Origin of the sequence: Streptomyces hygroscopicus, assembly GCF_026168105.1 — a bacterium.
Taxonomy (GTDB): domain Bacteria; phylum Actinomycetota; class Actinomycetes; order Streptomycetales; family Streptomycetaceae; genus Streptomyces; species Streptomyces hygroscopicus_D.
In genome coordinates this window covers 228187-247595 of record NZ_LBMW01000005.1, presented here as the reverse complement: position 1 = coordinate 247595, position 19409 = coordinate 228187, and the positions used below count along the sequence as shown (strand labels likewise).

Genomic DNA, 19409 nt, shown 5'->3' with positions numbered 1-19409 from the left:
CGACTCTTCTCAAGTGCCCTGTTGCACCCGTGTGGTGGCGCTGTGCTGTACCTGTGAGTCCCGTTGCCAGTTCGTTTCCGGAGCGGGCGTCGGCACGTAGGGGGTGAGCGCTGGCAGATGCACGGTGAACACCGTTCGTCCGGGAACGCTGTCGACCGTCACCGCGCCGCCGTGTGCGGTCGCGACAGCCTGCACGATGGCAAGGCCGAGTCCGGTCGAGCCGGTGGACCGGGAGCGCGCGGAGTCACCTCGCGCGAACCGCTCGAAGACGTGCGGCAGCAGATCGGGCGGAATGCCCTGGCCGTCGTCCTGGACGTCCACGCACAGCCACGGCCCGCGCCGCCGCACACGCGCGGTGACGGTCGTACCGGGCGGGGTGTGGGTGCGGGCGTTGGCGAGCAGGTTGACGAGCACCTGCTGCAGTCGTGCGGCGTCGGCGGACGCGAGGGCGGGCTCGTCGGGCAGTTCCAGACGCCAGTTGTGACCGCGTCCGGCGGCGCGCGCGTCGCTGATGGTGTCCACGACCAGCGGTACGAGGTCGGTCCGCTCGAACTGGAGCGGGCGCCCCGCATCCAGCCGGGCGAGCAGCAGCAGGTCCTCGACCAGCAGGGTCATGCGCCCCGCCTCCGACTCGATCCTGCCGAGGGCGTGCCGGGTGTCGGGGCCGGTCTCTTCGCGTCCTCGCCTGGTCAGTTCGGCGTATCCGCGGATGGACGCGAGCGGAGTGCGCAGCTCATGACTGGCGTCCGCGACGAACTGCCGTACGCGCGTCTCGCTCTGCTGCCGCGCGTGCAGGGCGCCGTGAACATGGTCGAGCATGCGGTTGAGGGCGGCCCCGACCTGCCCGACCTCGGTGTGCGGGTCGGTCTCCGACTCCGGGACCCGCTCGTTGAGGGTCACCTCGCCGGTGTGCAACGGGAGTTCGGAGACACGGGTGGCGGTCGCGGCGACCTTGCGCAGCGGTCGCAGAGCGAGCCCGACGAGTACGGACCCGGCGATCCCGGCGGCGACGAGCCCGGCGGCGGTGACGCAGACCTCGACGAGGATGAGGGTGTCGAGGTTGTCGGTGACGGCCCGCGTGGGGAGGGCGACGTAGTAGTTGCCCTTTGCGCCGGAGAGGTACTTGACGCGGTACTCGCCGAGACCCGGGACCGTGACGGTGTGCAGCTTGTTGTCACGGGGGACGGAGGCGAGCGCGGACGTCTGCGCCGCGCTGAGGTCGACGGCGTTCATACGCTCGAAGCCTCCGCCCGTGGAGGAGACCTCCTTGGCGATGACCGCCCTCCTGATCACGCCACTGGAGTCGATCTGGGCGGCGACGGTTTCGGGCTGCGTCGGGCCACGGGTGACGAATTCGTCCAGCCTGTCCTGTGCCGTGACGGGGCCGGAGGAGTTCCTCGACGAGTCACCGTTCAGGTTGCCGGGACCCTGATTGCCGGGCCACTGACCGTCGTTGCCCGGGACCAGGTTTGCGGACGGCCCCGCGGCCCGCCTGGCCGAATCGGTGACCTGTCCGTCCAACTGCCCGTACAGGCGCTGACCCAACGCGATGGTCGTGACCGTACCGATCACGGCACCCACCACGGCGATCAGGGTGACCGCGGAGACGACCAGCCGCGTTCGCAGCGTGCGCGGCTGTCGTCCTCGCTTCTGCGTACGCGGCCGTCGTCGTCGCCTCATGACGCCGCGGGCTTGATCAGGTAGCCGGCGCCGCGCCGCGTGTGGATCATCGGCTCACGGCCCGCGTCGATCTTCCGCCGCAGATAGGAGATGTAGAGCTCGACCACATTGGCCTGCCCGCCGAAGTCGTACGACCACACGCGGTCGAGGATCTGCGCCTTGCTGAGTACCCGCCGCGGGTTGCGCATCAGAAAGCGGAGCAGCTCGAACTCGGTGGCGGTGAGGTGGATGGAGTCACCGGCCCGCACCACCTCGTGGCTGTCCTCGTCCAGCGTCAGGTCCCCCACCACCAGCACGGATTCCGACCGCCGGTCCGCGGCACCGGCGCGGCGGATCAGCCCGCGCAGCCGGGCCACGACCTCTTCCAGGCTGAACGGCTTGGTGACGTAGTCGTCCCCACCCGCGGTCAGACCCGCGATCCGGTCCTCGACCGCGTCCTTGGCGGTGAGGAAGAGGACCGGCACGTCCGGCAGCTCGCGCCGCAGCCGCCCCAGGACGGCAAGACCGTCCATGTCCGGGAGCATCATGTCGAGGACGACGGCGTCGGGCCGGAACTCACGCGCTGTCTGGAGCGCGCCGTGCCCGTCACCCGAGCTGCGGATCTGCCAGCCTTCGTAGCGCAGGGCCATGGACAGCAGTTCGGTGATCGACAACTCGTCGTCCACTACCAGCACGCGGACGGGGCTCCCGTCCGGCCTCAGCAGTTCGGTGCGCCCCTGGGGCGAGGTCGTGGTCATGGTGGACACCTTGTCGGGGCCCTCTGAGAGCACGCTTTCACTAATCTGTGATTTCCCTAAGAAACACACAGGCGCCTCTCAGGGAACTCCTGGGAAGACCTCCAAACCACCTGGCCTCAGGGGCCGGTGGCCTCTCCGCGTGGCGCCGACGAGAACGGGATGAACGGGCTTGCCCTCATGAACTCCCTGTGCATCACCTGGAGGTGACGGTGACGGTTCCTCAGTCGGTCATCCCGTCCGTCACTCGGTCGCGCGCCCGCTCGAAGGTGTGACTGCGCTCGACCTTGGCGACGTGCGGGCTGCGGCTTCGGCTGCGACTCGCCCCAGGGCAGGAACCCGCCGACCTCGCTGCTTCGGCTGAGCGGCTGCGGCATGCCTGGGGTGTTCACGCCGTGTACGTCACGACCGTCAAGCCGGGTGTGGTTGAGCTGCGGCTCGTCGGCTTCGACGTGCTGCGGCGGGTGCAGATGCCCCGTAAGGCCGGTGGGGGGTTTCTCAAGGTGCCGGTGGCGCTGCGGGAGGACGCCACGCCGTTCGTGCGCGACTACCGCACCATCCCGCATCAGCTAACCCTTGGCGCCACGCTGTCGGGTAAGTCCATGTACTTGCGTCACCTGATCGCCGGGCTCGCCCCTCAGCCGGTCGCCCTGGTCGGCATCGACTGCAAGCGGGGCGTCGAGCTGGCACCGTTTGCCGCCCGGCTCTCGGCGCTGGCCACCGACCCGGAGCAGGCGGCCGAGCTGCTGCCCGTGCTCGTCAAGGAAATGGAGGACCGATACGACCTGATCAAGGCCCGGCAGGGCATCGCCCCGGGCATCCCGGACGAGGAGATCACCTCCGACATCTGGGGCCTGCCCGAGGAGGAACGGCCGGTGCCGATCGTGCTGTTCGTCGACGAGGTGGCCGAACTGTTCCTCGTCGCCACGCGCAAGGACGAGGAACGGCGAGACGAGATGGTCACCCAGCTCATCCGCCTCGCCCAGCTCGGGCGCGCCGCCGGCATCTATCTGGAGGTCTGCGGGCAGCGCTTCGGCGCCGAACTCGGCAAGGGCGCCACCATGCTGCGGGCACAGTTGACCGGCCGGGTCTGCCACCGCGTCAACGACGAAGCCTCCGCCAAGATGGCGCTCGGCGACATCGCGCCAGAAGCGGTCTATGCCGCCTGCGCCATCGCGCCCGAACGGCCCGGCCTCGCCGTGGCCGGTGACACCTCCGGCGGCTGGTCCCGCATCCGCACGCCCTACCTGTCCCTCGGCGACGCTGCCGAAATCTGCCGCGAGTCAGCGCACCTGATGCCCGACCTGCCCGCACTCAAGCCCTTCCGGCCCGACGTGCCCCTACTGCCGCCGGTTGAAGCTCCGGTGTCGCTGGTCAAACCGCGACCGGTGACCGACTGACGTACTGCCCCAACACGGTTGGCGTGACCGTCTCGCGCCATGTCCCTACCCCTCCCATGCCCGAATCCGAAAAGGAGCCGCAGCATGCGCGCCCACCTGGCCCGCGTCGACGCGGTACTCATCCAAGCGGTCATCGCCGCCGCGCTGTCCTTCGCCCACCTGCACGACATCGCCTCGGCCGCCGGACAGGGCGGGTGGAAAGCGTGGGCCTACCCGATCAGCGTTGACCTGCTCCTCGTCGCCGCCTGGCGTCGGCTGCGATCCGGCGATGCGAAAGCGGCCGGGTGGTGCTGGTTCGTCATCGCTCTGACCGCGTCCCTCGGCGCGAACGTCGCGACCGCCGGACTGCTCGACATGCACCAGGTGCCGGCATGGCTGCGCATCCTCGTCGCGGGCTGGCCCGCGGTCGCCTTCCTCGGCGGCACGCTCCTCGCCCACTCCGCCCCGACCGCGACCACGGGGACTGGTGTTGAGGTCATCGAGGACCAGGAGCACGCGCCCGAACCCTCTCCCGAGCCACCCACCCAACCCGCCATCGAGGCACCACCGGAACGACCGGCACAACCGGCCGTAGCCGTCCCGACCGCCCTCGTCGAACACGCCCGCAAGGTCGCCGCCGACCACCACACCCGCACCGGAACACCCATCGACACCCCGACCCTCCGCGCCCGCCTCGGCGTCCCGGCACCCATGACCGAAGCCATCGCCGCCCGCCTCACCCCGACAGGGAGCTGACCTGTGCCCCTCTTCTCCTTCAACACGGTCGCCGACTACCTCAAAGCCGCCCACGAGATGGCCGCAAGCGGCCGGACGGCACTCGCCCGGCTTCTCGCCGAAGCCGCCGCCGAGTTCACCCCTGACCCCGTCGAAGCCGCCCGCATCCTCAACGGCTTCCCCGCCTCGACCCAGCGAGAGGAGGACTGAACGCATGACCGCAAACCGACGATTCCGGGACGTCACCCGCATCGGTCCCGTCCAGGTCGGCACCGCCTACGACCACCGGGGCCGCGAGAAGCACACCGCCGCCTGCACCGCGCCGCGCTGCGGTTTCTCCGCCGACTACGACAGCCGCGCCGCCGCTGAGCTGGCCGCCCGCACTCACGGCTGCCCTGTGCGCTGAAAGGACTCCACACCTCGTGACCGTCAGCCTGCCGCTCGTCGTCGTCCTCGGCCTCTTCGCCTGGGGAGCGGTCAAGTTCCTCGGCGTCCGCACCTGGATCGTCGTCCTGATCGCCCTCTTCGGGTTCTGGCTCGCGCACACCTTCCTCGCCCCCGCCATCGAGTCCGGCACGCGCTCCGGAGTCGACGTCATAAACGGCTCACATGCCTAGACGAGTAGATAAGGAGATCGGCTCGTGTTCCTGCCCAAGTACCCCGACAGCCCGACCCCGCCGCCCGCGCACACCCACGCCCCGGCCGACCCGGCGCCCGTACGACGCTCGCTCCCGCCGCTGTCCATCGACCACAAGGCGGTCATAGCCCTGGTCGTCGGCGGGGTCGTCCTCACCGCGCTCCTGGCCGCCGTCGCCGTCACGGCCATCTCCGTGGCCGTCGCCGCCGTGGTCCTGCGCTCCATGCTCCGCGACCACCACCGCCGCTGAACCCCGCCCGGCACCCGGGGCGGCACGACACGACCAAGCATCCGCCGCCCCGGGTCCGATCACTCCTGACCGAGCCAGCCAGAAGGAGAACCGCCATCTTCACCGGCAACACCCCGCCACCGCTTCCGGAACTGATGAACCTGGCCGAGGGCGGCACCCTGCCCGGTATCCTCCGCCAGCTCTCCGGACTCGGCGGCTGCACCCACCCCATCCGCCTCGACGGCCACCGCACCGAGTACGACCTCAACACCACCACCGGCGAGATCGGCCGCGTCCTTCAGCACCTCGACTCCTCCAGCCTCCCCGCCGGCCAACTCCTCGTCCGCTGCAACAACCGCCGCACCACCCGCTGCCCAGCCTGCGCCGAGGTCTACCGCCGCGACACCTTCCACCTGATCACCTCGGGCCTGCACGGCGGCAAGGGCATCCCGGAACACGTCGCCGCCCACCCGCGCGTCTTTGCCACCGTCACCGCCCCGAGCTTCGGCCCGGTCCACAACCGCCCCTCCAGCGGGCGCCCCTGCCGCTGCGGCGTCCACCACGACCAGGACGACGACACCCTTGGCACCCCGCTCGACCCGGACAGCTACGACTACGAAGCCGCCGTCCTCTGGAACGCCCACGCCGGTGCCCTGTGGCGGCGCTTCTCGACCTACCTGCGCCGAGAGGTCGCCAAGCGAGCGGGGCTGTCCCAGCGCCGGTTCCGCGAGCACGCCCGGGTCTCGTTCGCCAAGGTCGCCGAGTACCAGAAGCGCGGCGCGGTCCACTTCCACGCCGTCATCCGCATCGACGGCCCGACGGGAGGCGACACCCCGCCGCCCGCCTGGGCAACCGCCGAGCTGCTCACCGACGCCATCGGCGCTGCCGCTGGCAAGGTCCGCGTCGACGGCCCGGTCATCGACGGCCGCACCCACACCTTCACCTTCGGCCGCCAACTCGACGTCCGCACCATCCGATCCGCCGACTTCAACGACGGCCAGGAGCTGACCGAACGGGCCGTAGCCGCGTACATCGCCAAGTACGCCACCAAGGGCGCCGAGACAGCCACGGGAGCTCTCGACCGCCCCCTCAAGTTCCTCGCCGAACTCGCCCAGCTCGACATCAGCGACCATGCCCGCCAACTGGTCCGAACCGCCTGGACCCTCGGCGCACGCAAGGACCTGGAACACCTCCGCCTGCGCGCCTGGGCCCACATGCTCGGCTTCCGCGGCCACTTCTCCACCAAGTCCCGCCGCTACTCCACCACCCTCGGCGCCCTCCGCGACGCCCGCGCCGAATGGCGACGAGCCCAAGCCGCTGCCGCAACGGAGACCACCTCGGACACGACCCTCGTGCTCGCGCACTGGGTCTTCGCCGGGACCGGTCTCTCCGACGCCGAGGCCTGGCTTGCCGCATCCCTCGAACCCGCCCCCGGAACGGAAGGAGAACCGACCAAGTGACCTCGGTGACGATCCAGCGGAAATGGCACACGACGGCCGAGGTCGCCGAAATGCTCGGCTTCGGCCTCTCCAAGACCAAGGCCCTCGTACTCAGCGGGGAGATCCGTTCCGTGAAGGTCGGCCGCAACCGACGCATCCTCCCGGCGTGGGTCGACGAGTACGTGAACCGCTGTGCGGCTGACACCGAGGAGTGGGCGGCATGAGCGGCAAGCGGGCAAACGGCGAAGGCTCGATCTACCCGTACAAGAACGGCTTCGCCGCGTACGTCTGGGTCACGACCCCCGACGGCGACCGCAAGCGGAAGTACGTCTACGGCAAGACCCGCGAGGAGACGCACGAGAAGTGGATCAAGCTTCACGGCGAAGCCACCAGGGGCCCGGTGCAGACCCGTCACCGGACGGTGCAGGCCTTCCTCTCGTACTGGCTTGAGTCGATCGTGAAGCCGAACCTCGCCCCGCTGTCGTACGTCTCGTACGAGGGCTCGGTGCGGCTCTACATCGTTCCGCGCCTGGGCGGGAAGCGGCTCGACAAGCTGACCGTCCGGGACGTGCGCGAGTGGCTCACCAAGCTGGCCGGCATCTGCCAGTGCTGTGCTCAGGGCAAGGACGCGAAGCGGCCTATGGAAAGGCAGCGCTGCTGTGCCGTCGGGGAGTGCTGTGAGGCGTACCCGTCCCGACGAGTGGTCCAAGCCGCACGCGATGCCCTCCGCGCCGCCCTCACCCACGCCGTGACCGAGGAGGAGATCAGCAAGAACGTGGCCTCCTTGGTCAAGGTCCCCAAGCCTCGTCGCCGCCGGATCAAGCCGTGGTCCGTAGTCGAAGCGGGGCGCTTCCTCGCTGATTCCCTGACCCGGGAGGATCCGCTCTTCGCAGCCTGGGTGTTGGTCCTCTGCCTGGGGCTGCGCCGGGGTGAGGTCCTGGGCCTCACCTGGAAGTCGATCGACTTCGAGACGGGAGAGCTATACGTGGATCACCAGATCCAGCGCGCGGGCCGCCAGATCCTCCACCGAGAGACCAAGACGGAGGAATCCGACGACTACCTTCCCCTCCCCGAGTTCTGCCTCAAGGCGCTCCGCATGCGTCGCGCTCAGCAGTTCGGCGACCAGAAGGCGGCCGGGGAGCTCTGGCAGGACACTCGCGGCCTGGTCTTCACCACGAAGTACGGGACGGCCATCGAGCCGGGGAACCTCACCCGCATGTTCGCCCTGCGTGCCCGTCGCGCCGGACTCCGCGTGATCCCGCTCCGGAACACCCGGCACACGTGCAGCTCGCTCCTGGTCGCGCTGAAGGTGCACCCGAAGGTGGCGCAGCGCATCCTCCGGCACTCGCAGATCGCCATGACGATGGAGGTCTACGCGGAAGCGAGCGAGGAGGAGGTGCGGGCCGCGCTCGGCAAGCTGTCCGCTGCGATGGGCGGCACCGGTACGGGAACCGGCTGACATCAACCGTTGCTGTACTTCGCTGCTGTACGCCCCCGAAATGCCAGAGGCCCCGGAGTGATCCGGGGCCTCTGAGCTGCGCGCACTCGGCAGGATTCGAACCTGCAACCTTCTGATCCGTAGTCAGATGCTCTATCCGTTAAGCTACGAGTGCTTGTTATGTTTTTCTTCCCCGCTCCCGGCCCTTCCGACCCGCTCGCGGCGACAGGAAGAACATTACATGACTGCCGCCGCCATGTGAAATCCGTTTGCCCTACCCCTTGTGACCTGCGGAAACGTGCTGGGCGGACGGTGGAGGAGTGGTGCTCGCGGCGGCCCCGGAAACGCCGAAACCCCGGTCGCGGAGACCGGGGCTTCGTGATCAAGCGCGGAGGCGGAGGGATTTGAACCCTCGATGGGCTTTAAGGCCCAAACCGCATTAGCAGTGCGGCGCCATAGACCGGACTAGGCGACGCCTCCAGCACAACCGCCCGCGCAAGCGCGAGTGGTGCGTGCAGATGATGACACAGCCGAGCGGGGTGTCACCAATCGCCCCCCACGGTACTAGGCGGAAAGGCCGCAGGGCAAAGCATTGGGCCGCAATCCGTGGCCGGATCCGGTGGTGATCGCTCCGGGAGCCGCGCAACCTCTTCCTCCAGCCGCTTCGAGCCGCTTTCCTTGCTTGCTCGAAGAGCTTCCTCACGGTTTCGTCGAACAGCTTCCTCACGGTTTCGTCGAGCAGCTGCCCCGAGCAGCCTCCCCGAGCCACTTCGCTGGGCCTTGCCTCGGGGCATCCCTGGAGCCCCTCCCGGGACGCCCCGGGACGCCGGTCCCTCCTGCCCCACCGGCAACAGGCGCCACACAATCCCGCGCAACCCTCCCGCCTTGTCCGCGTTAGTCACGGCATGTTCGAGTTCATGCCTCGCGGCACGCTCCTCGGTGCCGTCGCACTCCTCGCCGCCGCCACGGCGCCCCTGACGGCGTATGCGCACGGCCGTCCCCCCGTCCCCCGCGGTGACCGGCTCGTCGTCACCATCGCGCATGCCGGGCGTGCCGACGGGACGTATGTGCTGCGGTGTCATCCGGGGAGCGGCAGTCACCCGGACCCCGCCGGAGCGTGCGCCATCCTCGACCGGCGGACCATCTGGGGCCGGAACCCTTTCGCCCCGGTGCCGAGGGGCCGGATGTGCTCGATGGAGTACGGCGGCCCGGCCACCGCCCGCATCTCCGGCGTCTGGGCCGGGCGTCCGGTCGACGCACGGTACGACCGCCGGGACGGCTGTCAGGTCGCCCGGTGGAACGACCTGGTGCCGCTGTTGCCGGACGTTCGTTCGTGGACTCCGCCCCGCCGGACCCCGGCCGGAGCGGGCGGGCGTCACGGGTGAGAGCGGGGTTCCGCCCGGCGACCTGCGCGGTCACAGCTTCTGCGTCACTTCCGCGTGCGACCTCCCTCTCATCCGGCATCGCCGACCGGGCCGCTGCCCGTAGACTCCCTCGCGTGACACGCTGCGGGCCGGTTGGCAAGATGGCCTCCGCGGTCGGAAGGGTGCGGTAACAGGGAGGAAGCGTCTCGTGAGCAGCAGGCCATCCCGAGGCGCTGCTCGCCTCGCTGCGATACTGGACGCGCTCCCGGACGCGTTGGTACTGGTCAACGCGAACGGGACCGTCGTCAACGCCAACACCATCGCTCTGGAAGCCTTCGAGACGCCCGGAACCGCCCTGGTGGGGCGCGGGCTGCTCGACCTGCTGCCGGAGTTCGACTCGCGGCTGATCCCCGGGTCCATGCGGCGTCCCGACTCCATCGACCCGCACGGGCGCACCAAGCCGACGCGGATGACCGCCCGGCGGACGGACGGCAGCGAGTTCCCCGTCGAGGTCACGAGCGCCAACCTCGAGGACGGCCGGCAGGCGTACGACGGCTACGGCTACACCGGCGACGAACTGCTCATGCTCGTGGTGCGTGATCTGTCCGGAACCGTTGACACCGAGGCCGAACTCGCGCGCTCCCAGCGGCAGACCGAGATGATCCTTCGGGCCGCGGCCGAGGGCGTGGTGGGCACCGACACCGACGGGCGGATCGTGCTCGTCAACCCGGCCGCCGCGCAGATCCTCGGCTACCGCGCCAGCGATCTGGGCGGCAAGGAGCTGCACACCCTCGTGCTGCACTCCCGGGAAGACGGCTCCCCCTTCCCGTACGGTGAATCTCCGCTGCACGACACCCTGCGCTCCGGGCGCAAGCACCGGGTGCGCGGGCAGGTGCTGTGGTCCAAGAGCGGCGACAAGGTGCCGGTCGACCTGACGACCGCGCCGGTGCGCGACGGCGACCAGCTCGTCGGTGCCGTGTTGACCTTCACCGACCGGCGCCCGCTCGACTCGCTCGTGGCGGAGAAGGACGAGGCCGACAAGCAGCACCTGCAGGAGCTGGACCGGGTCGCCAAGGAGCATCGGGAGGAGCTGGAGCGGCTGCGTGAGGAGCATGCCGCCGAGCTCGCCGAGCTGCACGAACGGCACGCGGAGGAGATCGCGGCCGCCGACGAGCGCCACGCCGCGCTCGGCGAACGCGAGAAGGACCGCTACGAGGCGCTGACCGCCCGGCACGATCAACTGCTCGCCGTACTCGGCCAGTCGCTGCGCGGTCCGCTCGACGAGCTGCGCGGTGAGCTGGCCAAGCTCGCCGCGGACGACGCCGGCCAGCTTTGGCCCGAGGCCAACCAGGTGCTCCACCACCTCGCGGCCGGCTACTCGCGCATCACCACGCTCGTCGACAACGTCCTCGGCTACCAGCGGCTGGACGCCGGCGCCGACGAGCTCGTACGGACGGCCGTCATGCTCGACGCCGTCGTCGCCGCCGGTGTGGACGGCGCCGTCGAACTGATCGGGCCCGGACGCGTGCAGTTCGCCGTCCACGCCCCGCCCATCGAGGCAGAGGTCGACCCACAGCGGCTCGCGCAGGCCCTCGCGCACCTCGTCGCGGACGTGGCGGGCGTCGACTCCACGGGCAACGCGCCCGTCTCGGCGGGCGGTTACATGGACAACACCGTCGTCGTGGCGGCCGCGCAGCGCGGCGAGGTCGTTCGGATCGAGGTGCGCGGCCCGTATGCCGGGGGAGACCCGGTGCACCAGCCGATCGTCGGCGGGATCGTGCGGGCGCACGGCGGTGTACTGCAGACGCACGAGGTGCCGGGGATGAGCGGCAGCGCGTACGTGCTCGAGGTGCCGCTGGGCGGCGGCGCCGGGGCCGTGGCGGCGCCGCCGGCCGGGACGCCTGCCGAGGAGTCCGCGGCGTCCGAGGCCAAGCTCACGATCCCCGAACAGGCCACTCAGCAGGGCGGCGGACGGCGGCGGGCCCGCCGGTCGTCCGTGGACGCCTTCCTGGGGAGCGAGGTGGGCGACGCTGCCGCCTCCTCCGGTTCGGCCCCGACGGCGCCCACCGGGCGACGTCGGCGGAGGGCGGCGGAGGAGCCCGTCGAGGAGACGTCGGTTCCGGACGAGGTGACCGCGGACGAGGGTGTGGAGGCCCCGGCATCCAGCGGTACGGGACGGCGGCGCGGACGGCCGAGCCCGGCCGAGAACGGCGCCGGGGGCGTGGCCGAGGGGTCGGTGGTGACCGCTGCCGAGCACGCCGCAGGGGCCCCGGCCGCCGCGAACGGGCTGGGAGCGGCCGTGCCGCCGCAGGGCGTTCCCGCGCCCACCGGCCGACGCGCCCGCCGGGAGGTGGAACCGCAGGCGCTGCCGGCCGCGCTGCCCGCGGCCTCCGGTAAGCCGTCCCCGAACGACGCCCAGGCCGCCCCCGCACCGACGGGACGCCGTCGCCGCGCCCTGGCCGCGGCGAACGAGCGTGCCGCCGCCGCGGATTCCGGCGCCCGGACGGTGTTCGCGCTGCCGCCCGCCGAGGCGGACCGCACACCGGAGCCCGCGCCCGGGCCCGACGAGGGCCGTCATGACGCGGTGCCACGCGATCAGGCCGAGGACCACACGCCGCCGCAGCCGCACCCGGTGGCCGCTCCCACGGGTCGCCGCCGCGCTCGCCGGGAGACCGCGCCCGGGCAGCGGCCGAGCGGACCGGACGGGGTCGCGGCCACGACGTCCCCGCAGGACGCGCCCGCACAGACACCTCCGCACAGCGCACCCGCGCAGATGACGCCCGCGGCGCCTGCCCAGGACGAGCCGGCTCCCACGCCGGAAGGGCCGGGGCCCCTCCCGGCACCGCGGATGCCCGCCCCGGCGCAGGGCACGCCCGCCCCGCAGACCGCTGCCGCGCAGGGACTTGCGGTTCAGGGCGCACCCGGCGGACAGGGAGCGCCCGGCCTGTCGCAGCCGACGCAGAAGGCTCCCGGTCAGCCCGGCCCTGGTACCCAGCCCGCGCTGTCGGCACCGGGCCGGCCGGTCCCCGCGGCGCCCGCTCAGTCCCTCCCCGGGCAGAGCGCCGCGACACCGGCTCAGTCCCTTCCCGGTCAGCCCCCTGCCCCGGCGCAGACCGGCCCGCATCCGGTGCCCGACGGGGCGACCCCCCCGGGTGGTGTTCCCGCCGGGGCCACGCCCGCTCCCGGCGTGGCCGTGCCCCCGGGAGCCGCCCAGCCGGGGCCCTGGCCCGGTTCCGGTGACACCTCGGGCGCCGGGATGCCGGTATCGGGGCCCACCCCTTCGGCGGGCACCCCGCTGCCCCCGGAGCGCGGCGCCCAGCCACGGGCCGCTCAGCCGCTGCCCGCCGAGGCGTCCGCGCCCGTCGACCCCAACTCGACGCAGGGGCGGGCAATCAGCGTGCGGACCCTCGGGCAGGGAGTGCCCTTCGCCCGTCAGGGGGCGCAGCCGGAGGCCCAGCCCCGCTCCCAGTCGGCCACGCCTCCACCGCACCAGTCGAACGGTTCGGGCCGTCGCCGCAAGCTCGGCACGCCTCCCGAGCCCGCGGGTGAGCGTCCGGAGACGGCAGCGCGCCCGCATCCACAGGCCGCTTCGACCCCGCCCCCGGCGCAGCCGTCCCTGGCCGGGCAGTCTCGTCTGGCCGCGGTCACGGAGGGCGCCGGACGGTCGTACGCCATAGGAGCTCCCGACGAGAACGCCGACGAAGGTCCCGAGCCGCTCGACGGCCCCGGTGGCGCCGTCGAGATCGCCGACCGGCCACACCTGCAGCCGATGGACGACGAGCTGCCTCCGGAGCCGCTCGACAACCCGCGACGGCTGCTCGTGTGGCCCGCGCCGGACGTGACGACCCAGCAGGCTCTCAGTGACCGTGGCTACCGGCCCGTCACCGTCAACTCCCGTGAGGAGGTCGACGCGCAGATCGCCGCCTTCCCGGCCGCGCTCTTCGTGGACCCGCTCACCGGCCCGATCACACGGACCGCGCTGCAGTCGCTGCGTCAGGCGGCGGTGGCCGCCGAGGTCCCCGTGCTGGTCACGGCGGGGCTCGGACAGGCCACGCGCGAGGCGGCGTACGGCGCCGACCCGGCCGTACTCCTGAAGGCGCTCGCCCCGCGCGACTCCGAGCAGCACCCGCCGCGCGTCCTGCTCATCGAGGAGCACGCCGAGATCGCGCTCGCGCTCACCGCGACGCTGGAGCGACGCGGCATGCAGGTCGCGCGGGCCGCGTCGGACACGGACGCGGTCACGCTGGCCGCGCAGATGCGGCCGAACCTCGTGGTGATGGACCTGCTCCAGGTGCACCGCCGCCAGGCCGGAGTCGTCGACTGGCTGCGCGCGAACAACCTGCTCAACCGCACCCCGCTCGTCGTCTACACCGCCGCAGTGGACCAGGCCGATCTGCCCCGCCTGGTCTCCGGGGAGACGGTCCTGTTCCTGGCGGAGCGCTCGACGAGCCCCGAGGTGCAGGAGCGGATCGTGGATCTGCTGGCACGGATCGGCACAAACTGAGCGCGCCCGTAACACGAACTGAACGCGCCCGAAGGGGAATTGGCTCCCCATAAGCGGTGTGGGGCGCTGTTTCACGTGAAACAGCGCCCCAACGTGCCGATGTACAGCGCTAGATGTGAGTGACGTCCAGCTCACCGTCCGCGTACCGTCGACGCAGCACCTTCTTGTCGAACTTGCCGACGCTCGTCTTGGGCACGGCGTCGATGATCGTCCAGCGCTCGGGAAGCTGCCACTTGGCGATGTTGGCCTCCTCGACGAGGAACAAGCGGAGGGTGGCGAAATCGACGTTCGCCCCCGCCTTCAGCACGACAGTGGCAAGCGGGCGTTCGCCCCACTTGTCGTCCGGGACGGCGACGACCGCGGCCTCGGCGACCTCCGGATGGGACATCAGGGCATTCTCCAGATCGACGGACGAGATCCACTCGCCGCCGGACTTGATGACGTCCTTGGCGCGGTCGGTCAGGGTGAGAAAGCCATCAGGGCTGATGGTGCCGACATCACCGGTCTTCAGCCAGCCGTCCTCGCTGAACTTGTCCGCGGGACGCAGGGGTTCGGCGTCCGGCCCGTTGTAGTACGCGCCCGCGATCCACGGTCCACGCACCTCCAGCTCTCCGGCGGATTCGCCGTCCCAGGGGAGGCGTTCGCCGTCGGGGCCGGTGAGCCGGGCCTCGACACCGGCGGGGAAGCGGCCCTGGGTGAGCCGGTAGGAGAACTCCTCGTCCGTGCCCACCGCATGGGCCGGGGGACGGGACACGGTGCCGAGCGGAGAGGTCTCCGTCATGCCCCAGGCGTGGCAGACACGCATGCCGAGCTTGTCGAAGGCTTCCATGAGCGAGGGCGGGCAGGCCGAGCCGCCGATGGTGACCTGAGTGAGGGACGAGACATCACGGGGACGGGCGGTCAGCTCGGCGAGCAGGCCCTGCCAGATGGTGGGGACGGCGGCGGCGTGCGTGGGCCGCTCGCTCTCGATCATCTCGGCGAGCGGCGCGGGCTGCAGGAAGCGGTCCGGCATCAGGAGATTGACGCCGGTCATGAAGGTGGCGTGCGGCAGGCCCCAGGCGTTGACATGGAACTGGGGGACCACGACGAGCGAGGTGTCCTGATCGGTCAGGCCCATGGACTGGGTCATGTTGACCTGCATGGAGTGCAGGTAGATCGAACGGTGGCTGTAGACCACACCCTTGGGGTCGCCGGTGGTGCCGGAGGTGTAACACATGGCGGCGGCCTGGCGTTCGTCGATCTCCGGCCACTCGAACCTCGTCGGCTTGCCCGCGATCAGCTCCTCGTACTCGTGCACCCGTGCATGAGCGCCCGCGAGCGGGGAGCGGTCGCCGGGGCCGGAGACAACGATGTGCTCGACCGTCGGCAGCTTGGGCAGGAGCGGCGCGAGCAGGGGGATCAGCGAGCCGTTGACGATGATCACGCGGTCCGCGGCGTGGTTGACGATCCAGGTGAGCTGCTCGGCGGGCAGACGCAGATTGAGCGTGTGCAGCACCGCACCCATGGCGGGGATCGCGAAGTACGCCTCGACGTGCTCGGCGTTGTTCCACATCAGCGTCGCGACCCGGTCGTCCTCGCGGATGCCGAGGTCGTCACGCAGGGCGTTCGCCAGCTGTACCGCGCGGACACCCGCCTCGGCGAAGCTGCGCCGCTGCGGCTCGCCCTCTCCGGTCCACGTGGCGATCTGGGACCGTCCGTGCACCAGTACCCCGTGCACGAGGATGCGGGTGACGGTCAGCGGTACGTCCTGCATGGTGCTCAGCACGGCGTCCTCCTGGGCGGCATTGCCAACGCGGTAGTAGAGGTTGCGCTGATTCTGCGCACATACCGCGCGGTATGTCACTAGGCCCCGACATGATCGATCAGAGCACATGCCGGGTGACTAGCGCACCGGCTCCAGTTCGGGATCGTCGCGGAGCTTGCCCAGGGCACGGGAGACCGCCGACTTGACCGTGCCGATGGAGACGCCGAGCACCTCTGCCGTCTGGGCCTCGCTCAGGTCCTCGTAGTAGCGCAGGACCACCATCGCCCGCTGCCGCGCGGGCAGTTTCATGATCGCGCGCCACATGGCGTCGTGCAGGGCCTGGCCCTCGGCCGGGTCCACGGCCGGCGCCCCCTCCGGCTCGGGCAGCTCGTCGCAGACGAACTCGTCGACCTTGCGCTTGCGCCACTGCGAGGTCCGCGTGTTCAGCAGCGCCCGGCGCACGTACCCGTCGAGCGCGCGATGGTCCTCGATCCGGTCCCAGGCGACATACGTCTTCGTCAGGGCGGTCTGCAGCAGATCCTCCGCGTCGCTCGGGTTCGCGGTCAGCGACCGGGCGGTGCGCAGCAGCACCGGCTGGCGGGCCCTCACGTACGACGAGAACGACGGGTAGAAAAGAGTCTGCCTCGCTGATGCAGCGGCGTTCGAAGCGCTGGTGCAGACGGGTGTGGTCATGGCTCAACGCTAGGGTCGCCACCTGCTGCGGCGGATCGGCCGCAGGTCCCGAAGCGGCCTCCCCCTCAGGTTGTACGCGGAGGGCCGCATCCACCTCCTGAAGGTGGACTGTCTTGTACGTACGCCTGAGGGTTCACCCCTCAGGGACGCGTACGGGAGCAGTGCCCTTCATCGGTCTGCCGTCAAGATCAGGCCAGAGGTGGGGACGCCGGTGCCCGCGGTGACCAGGGTGCGGGCGGCGCCCGGTATCTGGTTGGCCGCCGTGCCGCGCAGTTGGCGTACGGCCTCCGCGATGCCGTTCATCCCGTGCAGATACGCCTCCCCCAACTGCCCTCCGTGCGTGTTCAGCGGCAATCGCCCGGCGGCCACGAAGTCGGCCGCCGCGCCCGGCGCGCAGAAGCCGAACTCCTCCAGCTGCATCAGCACGAATGGCGTGAAGTGGTCGTAGAGGATGCCCACGTCGATGTCCGCCGGTCCCATCCCCGACGTCCGCCACAGCTGGCGGGCCACCACGCCCATCTCCGGCAGCCCCGTCAGGTCGTCCCGGTAGAAGCTGGTCATCTGCTCCTGGGCGCGGCCCGCGCCCTGCGCGGCGGCCGTGATCACCGCGGGCGGATGCGGCAGGTCGCGGGCCCTCTCCGCGGTGGTGACCACCAGCGCCTGGCCCCCGTCCGTCTCCTGGCAGCAGTCGAGCAGCCGCAGCGGCTCCACGATCCAGCGCGAGGCCGCGTGGTCGGCGAGCGTGATGGGCCGACCGCAGAAGTACGCCGCCGGATTCGTCGCCGCGTAGCGACGGTCCACGACGGCCACATGGCCGAACGCCTCGGGCGACAGGCCGTACGTGTGCAGATACCGCTGGGCCGCCATCGCCACCCAGGACGCCGGGGTCAGCAGCCCGAACGGCAGGGACCAGCCCAGTGCCGTTCCCTCCGCCGACGGTTCGCGATGCCGCACCCCCGAGCCGAAGCGGCGGCCCGAGCGTTCGTTGAACGCGCGGTAGCAGACGACGACTTCGGCCACCCCGACCGCCACCGCGAGCGCGGCCTGCTGGACAGTCGCGCATGCCGCCCCGCCCCCGTAGTGGATCCGGGAGAAGAAGGACAGCTCGCCGATCCCCGTCGCCTGGGCCACGGTGATCTCGGGACTGGTGTCCATCGTGAACGTGACCATGCCGTCCACGTCGGCGGGCCGCAGCCCGGCGTCGTCCAGCGCGGCCCGCACCGCCTCCGCCGCGAGCCGAAGCTCACTGCGCCCCGAGTCCTTGGAGAACTCGGTCGCCCCGATCCCGACGACCGCCGCCCGTCCGCCGAGGGCGTCCTTCGACCGTACGCTCATCCGGCGCCCCCTTCCGGAACGGTGACGGTGACGGTGCCCGTGACGTGCAGGCCGATGCCGTTCGCCCCGACCACCCTGACCGTGGCCGTGTCCCCCTCGACCGACTCGACCGTTCCGGTCAGCACCATCGTGTCGCCCGGATGGTTCGGCGCGCCCAGCCGGATGGCCACCTTGCGCAGGACCGCGGCCGGGCCGAGGTGATCGGTGACGTACCGCCCGACAAGGCCGTTGGTGGTCAGGATGTTCATGAAGATGTCGGGGGAGCCCTTCCGGCGGGCCAGTTCCGCGTCGTGGTGCACGTCCTGGTAGTCGCGGGAGGCGATCGCCCCGGCCACGATCAGCGTGCGTGTGATCTCGATCTCGAGCGGCGGCAACCGTGTCCCCGCCCGCACCGCTCCCGCCCCCGCTCCACCGGCCGTCATCGCGTCTCCTCCCCGTCGCGGGCCCGGAACACCGGGAGCTCGAGCTCCTCGTCGTACCGCACGAACGCGAGGCGCACGGGCATGCCGATGCGCACCTTGCCGGGCGCCACGCCGATCACGTTGCTGACCATCCGCACGCCCTCGGCCAGCTCGATCAGCCCGACCGCATAGGGAGGTTCGAAGGCCGGGAAGGGCGGATGGTGCATGACGACGTACGAGTACACCGTCCCCTCGCCGCTCGCCTCGACCGTGTCCCACTTGGGCGAGCCGCACGCGTTGCACCCCGGGAGCCAGGGCAGGCGCAGGGTGCCGCAGCCCACGCATCGCTGGATCAGCAGCCGGTGCCGGCCCACGCCCTCCCAGAATCCGGCGTTGTCCCGGTTGACCACCGGGCGGGGCCTTGTCCCGCCGGGTTCCCTGCGCGCGGGCGCATACTTGAGGATCCGGAACCGGTGTGTCCCCACGGGCTCGCCGTCCACGCGTACGTCCATGCGTGTGGTCACGAAATAGCCCGTGCCGAGCTTCGTCCGCTTCCGGTCCGAGACCGACTCGATCACCGCATCGAAGGTGACCTCGTCCCCGGGCCGCAGCGGGCGCAGATACTCCTGCTCGCAGTCGGTGGCGACGACCGAGGTGCAGCCGGCCTCGTCGAGCAGTCCCAGCAGTTCGTCGTACGCCCCGGTGCGGCCCGTACGACCGGAGAGGCCGCCCATCGTCCAGACCTGGAGCATGGTGGGCGGGGCGATCGCGTCCGGGCCGGTGTACGCGGGATGGGTGTCGCCCATCGCCTCGCACCAGTGCCGGATCATCGGCACGTTGACCGGGTCCTTGCCGACGCCCGTGACCGCGGCCGACAGCCCCTCGTACGCCTTCAGCCGCGCGCCGAACGCCTCCTCACCCTCGTTGCTCATCGTCATCCCTTCCCCTCAGGGTTTCTGACTGTCCGTCAGACAGCCCTGGGTGTCAAGGTCGCGACGATCCCGGGAAGCCGGGGTGCACGCGACCGGACCGCTTGCACGGGGCCGAGCGAAAACGCCCGCGCGGCGGCACCGAAGTACCGCCGCGTGGACGTGTGA

18 protein-coding genes and 2 tRNA genes are annotated in these 19409 nt (G+C 71.1%); 11 read left to right on the top strand and 9 right to left on the bottom strand.

Going from position 1 to position 19409, the window contains the following annotated elements; translation table 11 throughout:
* Positions 1-9: 9 nt before the first annotated feature.
* Positions 10-1680: a sensor histidine kinase gene (locus AAW14_RS08205; protein WP_265561422.1), complete on the bottom strand. Its 1671-nt coding sequence runs from the start codon at positions 1678-1680 to the stop codon at positions 10-12.
* Positions 1677-2417, bottom strand: a complete 741-nt coding sequence (locus AAW14_RS08200) for a response regulator transcription factor (RefSeq protein ID WP_322741020.1) — start codon at positions 2415-2417, stop codon at positions 1677-1679. Before AAW14_RS08200 ends, AAW14_RS08205 begins: the two co-directional genes overlap by 4 nt.
* A 272-nt stretch (positions 2418-2689) precedes the next feature.
* On the opposite strand from AAW14_RS08200, the gene AAW14_RS08195 reads away from it, so the two are divergent.
* From AAW14_RS08195 to AAW14_RS08155, 9 genes are all read left to right on the top strand, one after another.
* The gene (locus AAW14_RS08195) at positions 2690-3814 is read left to right on the top strand and encodes an FtsK/SpoIIIE domain-containing protein (RefSeq protein WP_265561495.1); all 1125 of its coding nucleotides are present in this window, start codon (positions 2690-2692) and stop codon (positions 3812-3814) included.
* An 84-nt stretch (positions 3815-3898) separates the two neighbouring features.
* A complete protein-coding gene (locus AAW14_RS08190; RefSeq protein ID WP_265561420.1) occupies positions 3899-4549 on the top strand; it encodes a DUF2637 domain-containing protein in 651 nt (216 codons plus the stop codon).
* A 3-nt stretch (positions 4550-4552) separates the two neighbouring features.
* On the top strand, positions 4553-4738 hold the full coding sequence (locus AAW14_RS08185; RefSeq protein WP_265561418.1) for a hypothetical protein: 186 nt from the start codon (positions 4553-4555) through the stop codon (positions 4736-4738).
* 4 nt (positions 4739-4742) lie between these two features.
* Complete coding sequence (locus tag AAW14_RS08180; protein WP_265561416.1) at positions 4743-4934, top strand: mobile element transfer protein; 192 nt, start codon at positions 4743-4745, stop codon at positions 4932-4934.
* Between the two features lie 16 nt (positions 4935-4950).
* Positions 4951-5145, top strand: coding sequence for a hypothetical protein (locus tag AAW14_RS08175; protein WP_265561415.1), 195 nt, complete (start codon positions 4951-4953; stop codon positions 5143-5145).
* A 24-nt stretch (positions 5146-5169) separates the two neighbouring features.
* On the top strand, positions 5170-5415 hold the full coding sequence (locus AAW14_RS08170; RefSeq protein ID WP_265561413.1) for a SpdD protein: 246 nt from the start codon (positions 5170-5172) through the stop codon (positions 5413-5415).
* A gap of 134 nt (positions 5416-5549) precedes the next feature.
* Positions 5550-6854 carry a replication initiator gene (locus AAW14_RS08165; RefSeq protein ID WP_265561411.1) on the top strand — a complete coding sequence of 435 codons (1305 nt, stop codon included), beginning with the start codon at positions 5550-5552 and terminating at the stop codon, positions 6852-6854.
* The gene (locus AAW14_RS08160; protein ID WP_265561409.1) at positions 6851-7057 is read left to right on the top strand and encodes a helix-turn-helix domain-containing protein; all 207 of its coding nucleotides are present in this window, start codon (positions 6851-6853) and stop codon (positions 7055-7057) included. The genes AAW14_RS08165 and AAW14_RS08160 overlap by 4 nt, the downstream gene beginning before the upstream one ends.
* Positions 7054-8292, top strand: a complete 1239-nt coding sequence (locus tag AAW14_RS08155; protein ID WP_416223268.1) for a site-specific integrase — start codon at positions 7054-7056, stop codon at positions 8290-8292. Before AAW14_RS08160 ends, AAW14_RS08155 begins: the two co-directional genes overlap by 4 nt.
* An 81-nt stretch (positions 8293-8373) precedes the next feature.
* On the opposite strand, the gene AAW14_RS08150 is transcribed toward AAW14_RS08155, so the two are convergent.
* Positions 8374-8446: transfer RNA gene (locus AAW14_RS08150), tRNA-Arg, on the bottom strand.
* A gap of 214 nt (positions 8447-8660) precedes the next feature.
* Positions 8661-8751: transfer RNA gene (locus tag AAW14_RS08145), tRNA-Ser, on the bottom strand.
* 437 nt (positions 8752-9188) lie between these two features.
* Between AAW14_RS08145 and AAW14_RS08140 the strand changes: the two genes are divergently transcribed.
* Both AAW14_RS08140 and AAW14_RS08135 read left to right on the top strand, forming a co-directional pair.
* On the top strand, positions 9189-9656 hold the full coding sequence (locus AAW14_RS08140; protein WP_265561405.1) for an SSI family serine proteinase inhibitor: 468 nt from the start codon (positions 9189-9191) through the stop codon (positions 9654-9656).
* A 187-nt stretch (positions 9657-9843) separates the two neighbouring features.
* On the top strand, positions 9844-14139 hold the full coding sequence (locus AAW14_RS08135; protein WP_265561403.1) for a PAS domain-containing protein: 4296 nt from the start codon (positions 9844-9846) through the stop codon (positions 14137-14139).
* Positions 14140-14248: 109 nt separating this feature from the next.
* On the opposite strand, the gene AAW14_RS08130 is transcribed toward AAW14_RS08135, so the two are convergent.
* The 5 genes from AAW14_RS08130 to AAW14_RS08110 form a co-directional block, all read right to left on the bottom strand.
* Positions 14249-15904: a long-chain fatty acid--CoA ligase gene (locus tag AAW14_RS08130; protein WP_265561401.1), complete on the bottom strand. Its 1656-nt coding sequence runs from the start codon at positions 15902-15904 to the stop codon at positions 14249-14251.
* A 117-nt stretch (positions 15905-16021) separates the two neighbouring features.
* Positions 16022-16576 carry a SigE family RNA polymerase sigma factor gene (locus tag AAW14_RS08125; protein ID WP_265561398.1) on the bottom strand — a complete coding sequence of 185 codons (555 nt, stop codon included), beginning with the start codon at positions 16574-16576 and terminating at the stop codon, positions 16022-16024.
* A 168-nt stretch (positions 16577-16744) separates the two neighbouring features.
* A complete protein-coding gene (locus AAW14_RS08120; protein WP_265561396.1) occupies positions 16745-17911 on the bottom strand; it encodes a lipid-transfer protein in 1167 nt (388 codons plus the stop codon).
* Entirely contained in the window at positions 17908-18333 is a 426-nt protein-coding gene (locus AAW14_RS08115; protein WP_416223267.1) for an acyl dehydratase, read from the bottom strand. The genes AAW14_RS08120 and AAW14_RS08115 overlap by 4 nt, the downstream gene beginning before the upstream one ends.
* Positions 18330-19244: a bifunctional MaoC family dehydratase N-terminal/OB-fold nucleic acid binding domain-containing protein gene (locus tag AAW14_RS08110; protein WP_265561394.1), complete on the bottom strand. Its 915-nt coding sequence runs from the start codon at positions 19242-19244 to the stop codon at positions 18330-18332. Before AAW14_RS08110 ends, AAW14_RS08115 begins: the two co-directional genes overlap by 4 nt.
* Positions 19245-19409: the final 165 nt, after the last annotated feature.